Annotated in this window: 12 protein-coding genes; 10 read left to right on the forward strand and 2 right to left on the reverse strand. The window is 64.7% G+C overall.

All coding sequences use genetic code 11. The features are described 5' to 3' along the window. Positions 1–22 precede the first annotated feature (22 nt). From cheA to ACEN9O_RS19130, 10 genes are all read left to right on the forward strand, one after another. Positions 23–2,221, forward strand: coding sequence for a chemotaxis protein CheA (cheA, locus tag ACEN9O_RS19085; RefSeq protein WP_495613413.1), 2,199 nt, complete (start codon positions 23–25; stop codon positions 2,219–2,221). Between the two features lie 19 nt (positions 2,222–2,240). Continuing rightward, complete coding sequence (locus ACEN9O_RS19090) at positions 2,241–2,729, forward strand: chemotaxis protein CheW (RefSeq protein WP_152841856.1); 489 nt, start codon at positions 2,241–2,243, stop codon at positions 2,727–2,729. Between the two features lie 127 nt (positions 2,730–2,856). Beyond that, entirely contained in the window at positions 2,857–4,572 is a 1,716-nt protein-coding gene (locus tag ACEN9O_RS19095) for a methyl-accepting chemotaxis protein (RefSeq protein WP_495613414.1), read from the forward strand. A 116-nt stretch (positions 4,573–4,688) separates the two neighbouring features. Beyond that, complete coding sequence (locus ACEN9O_RS19100) at positions 4,689–5,558, forward strand: CheR family methyltransferase (RefSeq protein WP_495613415.1); 870 nt, start codon at positions 4,689–4,691, stop codon at positions 5,556–5,558. 9 nt (positions 5,559–5,567) lie between these two features. Next, on the forward strand, positions 5,568–6,167 hold the full coding sequence (gene cheD / locus ACEN9O_RS19105; RefSeq protein WP_495613416.1) for a chemoreceptor glutamine deamidase CheD: 600 nt from the start codon (positions 5,568–5,570) through the stop codon (positions 6,165–6,167). Between the two features lie 45 nt (positions 6,168–6,212). Further along, entirely contained in the window at positions 6,213–7,283 is a 1,071-nt protein-coding gene (locus tag ACEN9O_RS19110; protein WP_495613417.1) for a protein-glutamate methylesterase/protein-glutamine glutaminase, read from the forward strand. Positions 7,284–7,427: 144 nt separating this feature from the next. Then, positions 7,428–7,817, forward strand: a complete 390-nt coding sequence (gene cheY / locus ACEN9O_RS19115; RefSeq protein WP_008450066.1) for a chemotaxis response regulator CheY — start codon at positions 7,428–7,430, stop codon at positions 7,815–7,817. Next, positions 7,817–8,464 (forward strand): protein phosphatase CheZ, encoded by a 648-nt coding sequence (gene cheZ / locus ACEN9O_RS19120; RefSeq protein ID WP_445228865.1) that lies wholly within the window; start codon positions 7,817–7,819, stop codon positions 8,462–8,464. The genes cheY and cheZ overlap by 1 nt, the downstream gene beginning before the upstream one ends. 45 nt (positions 8,465–8,509) lie before the next feature. Next, on the forward strand, positions 8,510–9,727 hold the full coding sequence (locus ACEN9O_RS19125; protein ID WP_495613418.1) for an EAL and HDOD domain-containing protein: 1,218 nt from the start codon (positions 8,510–8,512) through the stop codon (positions 9,725–9,727). 63 nt (positions 9,728–9,790) lie between these two features. Further along, positions 9,791–10,282 carry a hypothetical protein gene (locus tag ACEN9O_RS19130; protein WP_495613419.1) on the forward strand — a complete coding sequence of 164 codons (492 nt, stop codon included), beginning with the start codon at positions 9,791–9,793 and terminating at the stop codon, positions 10,280–10,282. Here ACEN9O_RS19130 and panC read toward each other — a convergent pair. Further along, positions 10,279–11,118 carry a pantoate--beta-alanine ligase gene (gene panC, locus ACEN9O_RS19135; RefSeq protein ID WP_495613420.1) on the reverse strand — a complete coding sequence of 280 codons (840 nt, stop codon included), beginning with the start codon at positions 11,116–11,118 and terminating at the stop codon, positions 10,279–10,281. The two genes, ACEN9O_RS19130 and panC, sit on opposite strands and share 4 nt — an antisense overlap. A gap of 36 nt (positions 11,119–11,154) precedes the next feature. Next, a complete protein-coding gene (locus ACEN9O_RS19140; RefSeq protein WP_495613421.1) occupies positions 11,155–12,105 on the reverse strand; it encodes a segregation and condensation protein A in 951 nt (316 codons plus the stop codon). Position 12,106: the final 1 nt, after the last annotated feature.

Below are 12,106 nucleotides of genomic sequence, written 5' to 3' on the forward strand. Positions count from 1 at the left end.
GCGAAACTTACGGAGTATCCCCATGACCATCGATATAAGCCAGTTCTTCCAGGTCTTTTTCGATGAGGCCGAGGAGCTGCTGGCTGAAATGGAGCGCCTGCTGCTGGCGGTCGACGTCGAGCACCCGGACGCCGAGGACCTGAACGCGATCTTCCGCACCGCCCATTCCGTCAAGGGCGGCGCCTCCACGTTCGGCGTGACCGACATGACCGAGGTGACCCACATCCTGGAAACCCTGCTGGACCGCGTCCGCAAGGGCGAGATGGCGCTGACCTCGGAGCATGTGGACGCCTTCCTGGCGGCCAAGGACATCCTCAAGATGCAGCTCGACGGCCACCGCCACGGCAGCACCGTCGACCAGGACGCGGTCGGCGACGTGCGCATGATGCTGCAGTCGCTGGCGCAGGACGTGCCGCTGGCGGCCATGGCCGCCGTGGCGCCGTCGTTCCACACGGGCGAGGCCAAGGCGGTCGACCACAGCGGCGGGCGCCGCTACCGGCTGGAGCTGCCGGCCATGGTGCACCGCGAGGTGACCGCGCTGGGCGCCGAGCTGGGCCTGATGGGCCACGTGTCCATCACCCCGCTCGACCGCGACCGCAACGCCATGGTGGTCACCACCCACGAGAGCCTGGACGACGTCATCGCCATCTGCTCCTTCGTGCTCAACCCGGATGACATGGTGGTGACCGAGCTGCCGGCGCTGGACGCCAAGCAGGCCAGGCTGGAAAACGCCGAGCGCTCCAAGGTCGAGAAGGACCTGGGCTACGGCTTCTTCGACGAGACCGAGCTGCAGCCGGCGTCGGCTGGCGAGGGCTACGGCTTCTTCCAGCCGCTCGACGAGATCCGCGCCGCCGCCGAGGAGGGCGCCGACGAGGCCCGCGGCTACGGCTTCTTCCAGCCGGTCGAGCAGATCCGCGCGGCCGCCGGCATCGTGATCGAGGCGCCGGTGGTGCAGCAGCAGGCCGCCGCCGAGGAGGAAAAGAAGGCCGCCAAGAAGGAAGAGAAGGGCGGAGGCGGCGCCGGCTCCGGCGCCGAGTCGTCGTCGATCCGGGTGTCGATCGAGAAGGTCGACCAGCTGATCAACCTGGTGGGCGAGCTGGTCATCACGCAGGCCATGATCGAGCAGCGCGTCGACACGCTGGACCCGATGGTGCACGAGCGCCTATTAAACAGCGTGAGCCAGCTGACCCGCAACACCCGCGACCTGCAGGAAGCGGTGATGTCGATCCGCATGATGCCGATGGACTTCGTGTTCTCGCGCTTCCCGCGCATGGTGCGCGACCTGGCGGCCAAGCTGGGCAAGAAGGTCGACTTCATCACCAACGGCGCCGCGACCGAACTGGACAAGGGCCTGATCGAGCGCATCGTCGATCCGCTGACCCACCTGGTGCGCAACTCCATCGACCACGGCATCGAGATGCCCGAGGTGCGCCGCGCCGGCGGCAAGAGCGACGCCGGCCGCTTGTTCCTGTCGGCCTCCCACCAGGGCGGCAACATCATCATCGAGGTGTCGGACGACGGCGGCGGCCTGAACCGCGAGAAGATCCTCGCCAAGGCCGAGCAGAACGGCCTGCCGCTGCACGAGAACATGAGCGACGCCGAGGTCTGGCAGCTGATCTTCGCGCCCGGCTTCTCCACCGCCGAGCAGGTGACCGACGTCTCCGGCCGCGGCGTCGGCATGGACGTGGTCAAGCGCAACATCACCGCCATGGGCGGGGTGGTCGACATCCGTTCGGCCAAGGGTTTCGGCACCACCATCTCGATCTCGCTGCCGCTGACGCTGGCGATCCTGGACGGCATGTCGATCCGGGTCGGCGAGGAGGTCTACATCCTGCCGCTGGGCTTTGTGATCGAATCGCTGCAGCCGGTGCCGGAGGACGTCAAGGAAATCTCCGGCAAGGGCCGGGTCATCAAGGTGCGCGGCGAATACCTGCCGCTGGTGCCGCTGTACCAGATGTTCGGCATCACGCCGCGCTTCACCGACCCCTGCCAGGGCATCGTGGTCATCATCGAGACCGACGGCCGCAAGGCCGGCCTGTTCATCGACGACCTGGTCGGCCAGCAGCAGGTGGTGGTCAAGAACCTGGAATCGAATTACCGCAAGGTGGCCGGCATTTCCGGCGCCACCATCCTGGGCGACGGCGGCGTGTCGCTGATTCTCGATGTCGCCGCCCTGATCCGCTCGTCCCGTCAGCTCGCTGACGAACAGATTTTTAGCTAATCCCACCAAGGAAACCATCATGGCAGACGTACTAACCACCGGGGCCAACGAGATCGCCGGCCACGAATACCTGGCGTTCACGCTGGGGTCGGAGGAATACGGCATCGACATCCTCAAGGTGCAGGAAATCCGCGGTTACGAAACGGTGACCCGGATCGCCAACGCGCCCGAGTTCATCAAGGGCGTCATCAACCTGCGCGGCATCATCATCCCGGTGGTGGACATGCGCATCAAGTTCAACCTGGGCTCGCCCGTGTACGACCAGTTCACCGTGGTCATCATCCTCAACATCAGCGGCCGCATCGTCGGCATGGTGGTGGACTCGGTGTCGGACGTGACCACGCTCACGCCCGAGCAGGTCAAGCCGGCGCCGGAAATGGGCACCGCCTTCAGCTCCGACTACATGATTGGACTGGGCACCATTGATGAGCGTATGCTGATCCTGGTGAACATCGACAAGCTGATGTCGAGCGCCGAGATGGGCTTGATGGAGCAGCTGGCGGCCTGAGCCACGCCCCCGGAATGGCAGCACGGCAGCGCCCGGGAGAGAGCGCGCCAGAGTACCCACACAATAACGGGGTCCGCAGGCAGTTCCCGGCGGACGAAAGAACAGACAGCATAGGGGAGAAAACAACATGAATTTACGCGACTTCAAAATTGGCGCACGGCTGCGCATCGGCTTCGGCAGTATTCTGGCGATCCTGGTGGCGATGGTCCTGATGACCAACTACCTCAACTACAGTAACAAGAACAAGCTGAACCAGGGCTTGTCGCTGTCCACCGCCAAGGACCTGCAGGCCGGCGCGATGAAGAGTTCGATGCTCGAGACCGGCATCGCGATGCGCAACATCGGCCTGCAGTCCGACGTCAGCCTGATGCAGAAGGAAGAGCAGAAGGTCAAGGACCAGCGCGCCCGCTACGACAAGGCGCTGGCCGACCTGAAGGCGCTGGGCCTGAACGACGCCGAGAAGAAGGTGCTGGCCGACATCGCCGCGCTGGACGCCGACGTCGACAAGGCCTTCAAGGAAGCCATCGGCCAGGTGCTGGCGTTTAACAGCGAGGGCGCGGCCAAGGTCATTTCCGGCCGCATCGATCCGCTCAACCAGCAGACCCTGACCCTGATTAACAAGCTGGTCGACATGCAGCACGCCAACGCCAAGGAGGTGATGGACGGTTCCGTCACCGCCGACCGCAACCTGATGATGATGTTGTTCCTGCTGGGCGCGGTGGCCGTGGCCCTGGGCGTGGTGTGCGCCATGGTCATCACGCGCTCGATCACGGTGCCGCTGTCGGGCGCGGTCGGGGTGGCGCAGAAGGTGGCGGCCGGCGAGCTGACCTCGCAAGTCTACGTCGAAGGCAAGGACGAGACCAGCGAACTGCTGCAGGCACTGAAGGACATGAACGACAGCCTGGCCAAGACCGTCGGCGACGTGCGCAACGGCACCGAGCTGATCTCGACGGCCTCGCAGGAAATCGCCTCCGGCAACGCCGACCTGTCGGCGCGCACCGAGTCGCAGGCCAGCTCGCTGGAACAGACCGCGTCGTCGATGGAAGAGCTGACCTCCACCGTCAAGCAGAACGCCGACAACGCCCGCCAGGCCAACCAGCTGGCCGTGACCGCCTCGTCGGTGGCGGAGAAGGGCGGCACCGTGGTGTCGCAGGTGGTCGAGACCATGGGCTCGATCAAGGCCAGCTCCAGCAAGATCGTCGACATCATCGGCGTGATCGACGGCATCGCCTTCCAGACCAACATCCTGGCGCTGAACGCGGCGGTCGAAGCGGCCCGCGCGGGCGAGCAGGGCCGCGGCTTCGCGGTGGTGGCCTCCGAGGTGCGCAACCTGGCGCAGCGCTCGGCCGGCGCCGCCAAGGAAATCAAGGAACTGATCGGCGACTCGGTCAACAAGGTCGACGCCGGCAGCAAGCTGGTCGACGAGGCCGGCCAGACCATGGACCTGATTGTCACCTCGATCCGCCAGGTGGCCGACATCATGGGCGAGATCACCGCCGCCACCCAGGAACAGAGCAACGGCATCGAGGAAGTCAACCAGGCCATCACCCAGATGGACGAGATGACCCAGCAGAATGCCGCGCTGGTGGAGGAGGCTGCCGCGGCGGCCGAGAGCATGCAGGAACAGGCCGAGATGCTGGCGCAGGCGGTCAGCATCTTCAAGCTGAACCAGGACGACGCGCGCCGTCCGGCCGCCCATGTGGCCGCGCCGGCGCCCCGTCCGGCGCCGGTGGTGAGCACCCGCCCGGCCGCGCGCCCGGCGGTGGCGGCGGCCAAGCCGGCCGCGCCCAAGAAGCTGGCCAGCGCCGCGCCGGCAGCCGGCGACGAGTGGGAAGAGTTTTAAGCAATACCCCGTCGTTCCCGCGCAGGCGGGAACCCATACTGAGTATGGATTCCCGCCTGCGCGGGAATGACGGCGGCGTGGGCATTGTTAGTTTTACAGATAAGAGGTTTTAACATATGCCGCAAACCAGAGACACCGTCAAAGAGTTTGATTTCAACGCCAAGGACTTCGAACGCGTCCGTGGCCTGATCTACAAGCGGGCCGGCATTTCGCTGGCCGACAGCAAGCAAGAGATGGTGTACAGCCGCCTGGCGCGGCGTTTGCGCGCCACCGGCATCGGCTCGTTCGGCAAGTACCTGGACGACCTGGAGGCCGGCCGCCTGGGCGAGGAATGGGAGTCGTTCACCAACGCGTTGACCACCAACCTGACCTCGTTCTTCCGCGAAGCGCACCATTTCCCGCTGCTGGCCGAACACATCAAGCACAAGCGCGAACCGATCACTATCTGGTGCTCGGCCAGCTCGACCGGCGAAGAACCGTACTCGATCGCCATGACCGTGTGCGAAGCGTTCAACACGCTCACGCCCAACTGCCACATCATCGCCACCGACATCGACACCAATGTGCTGGCCACCGCCGCCAACGGCGTCTACTCGATGGACCGGCTGGACAAGATGTCGCCCGAACGCTCGCGCCGCTTTTTCCTGAAAGGCAAGGGCGACCGCGAGGGCATGGCGCGCGTGCGCCCCGAGCTGCGCAATATGATCACCTTCAAGCCGCTCAACCTGCTGGCAGACAGCTGGCCGCTGAGCGGGCAGTTCGACGTGATCTTTTGCCGCAACGTCATGATTTACTTTGACAAGGCTACACAGCGTAAAATCCTGTCCCGCTTTGTCCCGCTGATGAAACCGGACGCCCTGTTGTTCGCGGGCCATTCCGAGAATTTCCTCTACGTGTCGGAGTCGCTCAAACTACGCGGCAAGACGGTGTATGAGCTGGACGAACAACACCGTGGCGCTGCCCTCAAGGCAACGCAACGCACATGAGAGTAAAACATGGACCTCGAACAATTTGCCACGAACGTATATTTCGATAGAACGTTCGACTGCGAAGCCGCCAAGATCCTGCCGGGGGAGTACTACTTCACCAACAAGGACATGCTGATCGTGACCGTGCTCGGCTCCTGCGTGTCGGCCTGCATCCGCGACCGCGTCACCGGCCTGGGCGGCATGAACCACTTCATGCTGCCCGACGGCGGCAGCGACACCAACAGCCCGGTGTCGGCCTCGGCCCGCTACGGCACCTATGCGATGGAAATCCTGATCAACGATCTGCTCAAGGCCGGCGCCAAGCGCGAGAACATGGAGGCCAAGGTGTTTGGCGGTGGCGCCGTGCTCAAGGGTTTCACCGCCATCAACGTCGGCGAACGCAACGCCGCCTTTGTGCTCAACTTCCTCAAGGTCGAGAAAATCCGCGTGGTGGCCGAGGACTTGAACGACGTCCACCCGCGCAAGGTCTATTTCTTCCCGCGCAGCGGCAAGGTGCTGGTCAAGAAACTGATGCAGACCCATAACGACACCCTGGCCAGGCGCGAGATCGAATACGCCAGCCGCCTCAAGGTGGCGCCGGTGGGCGGCGAGATCGACCTGTTTTGATATTGATAGTGTAGTCAGGGCCTTTTGCCCGGAAAGTAGTATTTTATGAAGATCAAAGTCCTGATCGTCGACGACTCCGCGCTGATCCGCAGCGTGATGAGCGAGATCATCAACAGCCAGCCCGACATGGAAGTGGTGGGCGCGGCCCCCGATCCGCTGGTCGCGCGCGAGCTGATCAAGCAAACCAACCCCGACGTGCTGACGCTGGACGTCGAGATGCCGAAGATGGACGGCCTCGACTTCCTGGAAAAACTGATGCGGCTGCGGCCGATGCCGGTGGTGATGGTGTCCTCGCTGACCGAGCGCGGCTCGGAGATCACCATGCGCGCGCTGGAGCTGGGCGCGGTCGACTTCGTCACCAAGCCGAAGATCTCGATCCAGGCCGGCATGCGCGAGTACACCGAGCTGATCACCGACAAGATCCGCGCCGCCTCCAAGGCGCGGGTGCGCGCCCGCACCCTGCCGCAGGCCGGGGCCGAGGGCCAGGCCCCCCTGCCGCAGCTGCGCAATCCGCTGACCTCGTCGGAAAAGCTGATCATCATCGGCGCCTCCACCGGCGGCACCGAGGCGATCCGCGAATTCCTGATGCAGATGCCGTCCGACTGTCCCGGCATCCTGATCACCCAGCACATGCCGGAGGGCTTTACGCGCTCGTTCGCCAAGCGCCTCGATTCGCTGTGCAAGATCTCGGTGCAGGAAGCGGCCGGCAACGAGCGGGTGCTGCCCGGCCACGCCTACATCGCGCCCGGCCACTCGCACCTGTACCTGACCCGCAGCGGCGCCAACTACATGACCCGGATCGACCAGGCCGAGCCGGTCAACCGCCATCGGCCGTCGGTCGACGTGCTGTTCCGTTCTGCGGCCCAGTGCGCGGGCAAGAACGCGGTCGGCGTGATCCTGACCGGCATGGGCAAGGACGGCGCGGCCGGCATGCTGGAGATGAAGGGAGCCGGGGCGTATAATTTCGCCCAGGACGAGGCCAGCTGCGTGGTGTTCGGCATGCCGCGCGAGGCGATCGCGGTCGGCGCCGCCCACGAGGTGGGAGCCCTGCAGGCGCTGCCCGGCATGGTGCTGGGCTACCTGGCGGCCCACGGCATGCGCGCATTGCGGGTATGACGGGGGCAAATGCGCTTTAAATCGTCAAGTGTGACGTTTTACTGCTACTTTGTTCGCCTTAAAGCAACGAAAATGCTATCCTACAACTTGCTGGCACGTAGATATTATTAACAACCACCGCGTAGAGAAACAACGGAGTAATTCATGGCTGATCCAAAGATGAAATTTTTAGTCGTTGACGATTTTTCGACGATGCGCCGCATTGTCCGGAATCTGTTAAAAGAACTGGGTTATGCCAATGTCGACGAGGCCGAGGACGGCGTGATGGCGCTGGCAAAGCTGCGTGCCGAATCGTTCGACTTCGTCGTGTCCGACTGGAACATGCCGAACATGGACGGCCTGACCATGTTGCAAAACATCCGTGCCGATCCCGCGCTGGCCAAATTGCCGGTGTTGATGGTGACCGCCGAAGCCAAGAAGGAAAACATCATCGCGGCGGCCCAGGCCGGCGCCAATGGCTACGTGGTCAAGCCCTTCACCGCTGCAACGCTGGATGAAAAGCTGAACAAGATCTTCGAGAAGCTCGGAGCTTGATGATGGTTGAGCAACAAAGCGGCGCCATCGCGGCTGCGGTGGAGCCGAATGAGGAGTTTCTGTCGCGTATAGGTCACATGACGCGCGCCCTGCATGAAAGCCTGCGCGGCCTGGGCCTGGATAAATTGATCGAAAAAGCGGCGTCGGACATCCCGGACGCCCGCGATCGCCTTGATTATGTGGCGCGCCTGAGCGAGGACGCGGCACAGAAAGTGTTAAACGCTACCGACGCCGCCAGTCCCCTGCAGGACCAGATCGCCGGCGACGCCAAACAGCTGAGCGCCTCGTGGAACGGCCTGCTGGCGGCCGGCGCCTCGGACGAGCAGTGGCGCGCCCTGGCGCAGCAAACCGTCGCCGCGCTTGACGGCGCATCGGCCGGGACCTCGCAGACCAAGGCGCATCTGATGGACATCATGATGGCGCAGGACTTCCAGGACCTGACCGGGCAGGTGATCAAAAAGGTCACCTCGATCGCGCAGAACCTCGAAAAGCAGCTGGTGCAGATGCTGATCGACTTTGCGCCCGAACAGATGAAGAAGGAAATCGACAACGGCTTGCTGAACGGACCGCAAATCGATCCGACCCGCGAGAACGTGGTGGCTGACCAGGAGCAGGTGGACGACTTGCTGGATAGTCTGGGCTTCTGATCTGTACCGGCCCGTTCGCCGCGGGCCTATTCCGACACGAGCATCATGCATCAAACCAATTTCCTCGTTCGTGAACCGCTGCTCGATCCCAAGCAGCGTGTGGTTGGGTATGAAATCTGCTGGCAGCGGCAGGGCGCGGCGCCGTCCACGCCGTCCACGCCGGCCGAGCTGGAGGCGCTGGTGGCCTTCGTCGCCGGCCAGATGGTCGATGGCGACGACAACTGGTTGTTGCGCGACAAGATACTCTTCCTCGAAGCGGTGCCGGCCATGCTGTCGACCGACGCGCTGCACCAGCTGCCGCCGGAACGCACCGTCCTCTCGATCAAAACCTCCGAACTGGCCCGCCCCGACACCCTGGCCGCCGTGCAAGCCCTGCGCGCCGGCAATGTGGGCGTGTTGCTGCGCGAAGCCGACCTGGCCCGCATCGGCGCCCGCCTGCCGACCATCGCCTCGTATGTGGAAGTGCGCTTTTCCGGCGCCGACGTCGGCAGCCAGGCGCGCGCCTACGCGGCGTTGAAGCAGTCGACCGTGGCGATGGTGGCGCGGCCGGTCAACAACTGGGCCGACTTCGACGCCTGCGCCGCGCTGGGCCTGAACGCCTTCGTCGGCAAGCTGCATCTGACGCCGCGCCCCAGTAGCGACAGCAAGGGCATGAACCCGGCCCAGACCATCATCATGCAGCTGATGCAGATGGTGCGCCAGAACGCCGACCTGCCGCAGCTGGAGGCCGTGCTCAAGCGCGACGCCACGCTGTCGTACAAGCTGCTGCGCTTCATCAACTCGGCCGGCTTCGGCGCCGGGCGCGAGATCCAGTCGCTCAAGCAGGCGCTGACCTTGCTGGGCTACACGCCGCTGTACCGCTGGCTGACCTTGCTGCTGGCGACGGCCAGCACCTCGGGCTATTCGCCGGTGCTGCTGGAGACGGCGGTGGTGCGCGGCCGCCTGGCCGAGCTTCTGGCGCTGGCGGCGCTGGGCAAGAGCGAGGCGGAAAACGTCTTCGTGGCGGGCATGTTCTCGCTGCTGGACCGGCTGCTGGGCATCAGCATGGAAGAGGTGCTGACCAACATCCAGCTGTCCGACGACGTGGTGGCCGCGCTGCTGACGCGCAGCGGCAAATACGGGCCGTATCTGGCGCTGGCCGAGGCCTGCGAACTCAATTCCGACCTGGTGGCCTCGCTGGCCGCGTCCCTCAAGCTGAGCCCGGAAGACGTGAACAAGGCCCATCTGTCGGCGCTGGCCTGGGCGCAGAACGTGGCCGCCTGATCCGTCGCAAGCGGCGCCCGTGCGGGCGTTGACAGGGCCGGTGGCGAGGCGGATTATCGGCGCATGAACGCCAATTCCGACAAAGACTATATCGACGCCAAGGTGTCATCGTTCGACGCCAAGCTCGACGCCGGGCTGAGCGCCACCAACGCCAGGATCGACGCCACCAACGCCAAGATTGACGCCGGGTTCGCCGCCACCAACGCCAAGATTGACGCCGGGCTCGCTGCCACCCACGCCAAGTTCGATGCCAGGTTCGAAGCCACCGACGCCAAGCTCGAAGCCGTCGTCGCGATGATGGTGGAGATGCGCGCCGCGCTGGAGGCGAAAATCGACAGCGCTTTCGAGCGTGCCACGTCGCAGTCGGTCAAATGGATGGTCGGCGTGCTGGTCGCGGCGATCACCATTGTGGTCACCATCATGACCTTCGTGCTGAACAACGCCATTCCCAAGGCGCAGCCGGCCGCCGCCGCGGCGCCGGCCATGATCATCCAGGTCCCGCCGCAGGGCATCACCGTGTTGCCGGCGCCGCCCGCGGCGCCGCCTAAACCTTAAATTTCCAGATTGTCGATCAGGCGCGTCGAGCCCAGCTTGGCGGCCGCCAGCACCACCAGCGGCGTGCCTTGCGCCAGGTCGCCGGCGCTTGGCGGTTGCAGGTCGATGCGCTTGCGGATCGAGATGTAATCCGGCTTCCAGCCGCGCTGGGCCAGGTCGTCCATCGCCTTGTGCTCCAGCTGGAACACGTCCAGATGACCGGCGCGCACTTCGGCCGCCACCGAGTTCAGGCTCTGGTACAGGGCCGGTGCTTCGGCGCGCTCGGCCGGCGACAGGTACATATTGCGCGACGACAGCGCCAGGCCGTCATCGGCGCGGTAGGTCTCGGCCGCGATGATCTCGGTCGGCAGCGCGAACTGGCGGCTCATGTTACGCACGATCATCAGCTGCTGGTAATCCTTCTTGCCGAACACCGCCACGCGCGGCTGCACGCAGGAGAACAGCTTGAGCACCACGGTGGTGACGCCGGTGAAGAAGCCGGGACGGAACTCGCCCTCCAGCGTGTTGCCCAGGTCGTCCGGCGGGCGCACGCGGAATTCCTGCGGCTCCGGGTACAGGTCCTTCTCGGTCGGCGCGAACAGCACGTACACGCCTTCCTTCTCCAGCTTCTCGACGTCGGCCTGGAAGGTGCGCGGGTATTTGTCGAAGTCCTCGTTCGGGCCGAACTGCAGGCGGTTGACGAAGATCGATGCCACCACCGGGTCGCCGTGCTTGCGCGCCAGGCGCATCAGGGACAGGTGGCCCTCGTGCAGGTTGCCCATGGTCGGGACGAAAGCGGTGCGCAGTTGGCCGCTGAGTTGGTCGCGCAGTTCTTCTATGGAGGTGACGATTTTCATGTCGTGGTCGCTCTGGACGTAATGGGAATAGGGGGCTCAGGCCGGCGAGTACGCCAGCCGCACGTAGATGGGCGCGAACGGCTCGGCCTGGGTAATGTCGATCAGGGTTTCCTTGGCCAGCTCCAGCAGCGCGACGAAGTTCACCACCACCACCGGCACGCCGCCGGCGATGTCGAACAGGTCGGCGAACTCGACGAAGCGGCTCGATTGCAGGCGGCGCAGGATGGCTGTCATGTGCTCGCGCACCGACAGTTCCTCGCGGCTGATCTTGTGGTGCTGGGTCAGCTTGGCGCGCTTCATCACGTCCAGCCAGGCTTGCTGCAGATCGATGGCTTCGACGTCCGGCCAGGCCGGCACCAGGCTCTGCTCGATGAAGATCTGGGTGCGCACGAAATCGCGGTCCAGCTGCGGGATCGCGTTCAGGTCGTAGGCGGCCAGCTTGATCTGCTCGTATTCCAGCAGGCGGCGCACCAGCTCGGCGCGCGGGTCGTCGCTCTCGATGTCGAGCTCGGACTGGCGCTGCGGCAGCAGCATGCGCGACTTGATCTCGATGAGCATGGCCGCCATCAAGAGGTACTCGGCGGCCAGCTCCAGGTTGGACAGGCGGATCTGGTCGACATATTTCAGGTATTGCAGCGTCAGCTGCGCCATCGGGATGTCGAGGATGTTGAAGTTTTGCTTGCGGATCAGGTAGAGCAGCAAGTCCAGCGGGCCTTCGAAGGCGTCGAGGAAGATCTCCAGCGCGTCGGGCGGGATGTACAGGTCGTTGGGCAGCTTGAGCAGCGGCTCGCCGTACAGGCGGGCGAGGGCGGCCACTTCGGTGGTCACGGCCGCGGCCTGGGCGGCTGCGTCGCCGGCCGCCCCGGCCGCATCGGCCAACTCGCCCGGGATCTCCGGCGACAGCTGCGCCGACGGCAGTGCCGTCGCCTCGGCGATGCCGTCCTCGGCAGCGGCCTGCTGCGCTTCAGCCGTATCGTCTGGCAACATC

The sequence above is a fragment of the Duganella sp. Dugasp78 genome, assembly GCF_059491455.1.

Excerpts from the sequence above, each read along its gene's own strand:
- cheA (WP_495613413.1), top strand. The coding sequence starts at position 23 with ATGACCATCGATATAAGCCAGTTCTTCCAGGTCTTTTTCGATGAGGCC.
- ACEN9O_RS19090 (WP_152841856.1), top strand. The coding sequence starts at position 2,241 with ATGGCAGACGTACTAACCACCGGGGCCAACGAGATCGCCGGCCACGAA.
- ACEN9O_RS19095 (WP_495613414.1), top strand. The coding sequence starts at position 2,857 with ATGAATTTACGCGACTTCAAAATTGGCGCACGGCTGCGCATCGGCTTC.
- ACEN9O_RS19100 (WP_495613415.1), top strand. The coding sequence starts at position 4,689 with ATGCCGCAAACCAGAGACACCGTCAAAGAGTTTGATTTCAACGCCAAG.
- cheD (WP_495613416.1), top strand. The coding sequence starts at position 5,568 with ATGGACCTCGAACAATTTGCCACGAACGTATATTTCGATAGAACGTTC.
- ACEN9O_RS19110 (WP_495613417.1), top strand. The coding sequence starts at position 6,213 with ATGAAGATCAAAGTCCTGATCGTCGACGACTCCGCGCTGATCCGCAGC.
- cheY (WP_008450066.1), top strand. The coding sequence starts at position 7,428 with ATGGCTGATCCAAAGATGAAATTTTTAGTCGTTGACGATTTTTCGACG.
- cheZ (WP_445228865.1), top strand. The coding sequence starts at position 7,817 with ATGATGGTTGAGCAACAAAGCGGCGCCATCGCGGCTGCGGTGGAGCCG.
- ACEN9O_RS19125 (WP_495613418.1), top strand. The coding sequence starts at position 8,510 with ATGCATCAAACCAATTTCCTCGTTCGTGAACCGCTGCTCGATCCCAAG.
- ACEN9O_RS19130 (WP_495613419.1), top strand. The coding sequence starts at position 9,791 with ATGAACGCCAATTCCGACAAAGACTATATCGACGCCAAGGTGTCATCG.
- panC (WP_495613420.1), bottom strand. The coding sequence starts at position 11,118 with ATGAAAATCGTCACCTCCATAGAAGAACTGCGCGACCAACTCAGCGGC.
- ACEN9O_RS19140 (WP_495613421.1), bottom strand. The coding sequence starts at position 12,105 with ATGTTGCCAGACGATACGGCTGAAGCGCAGCAGGCCGCTGCCGAGGAC.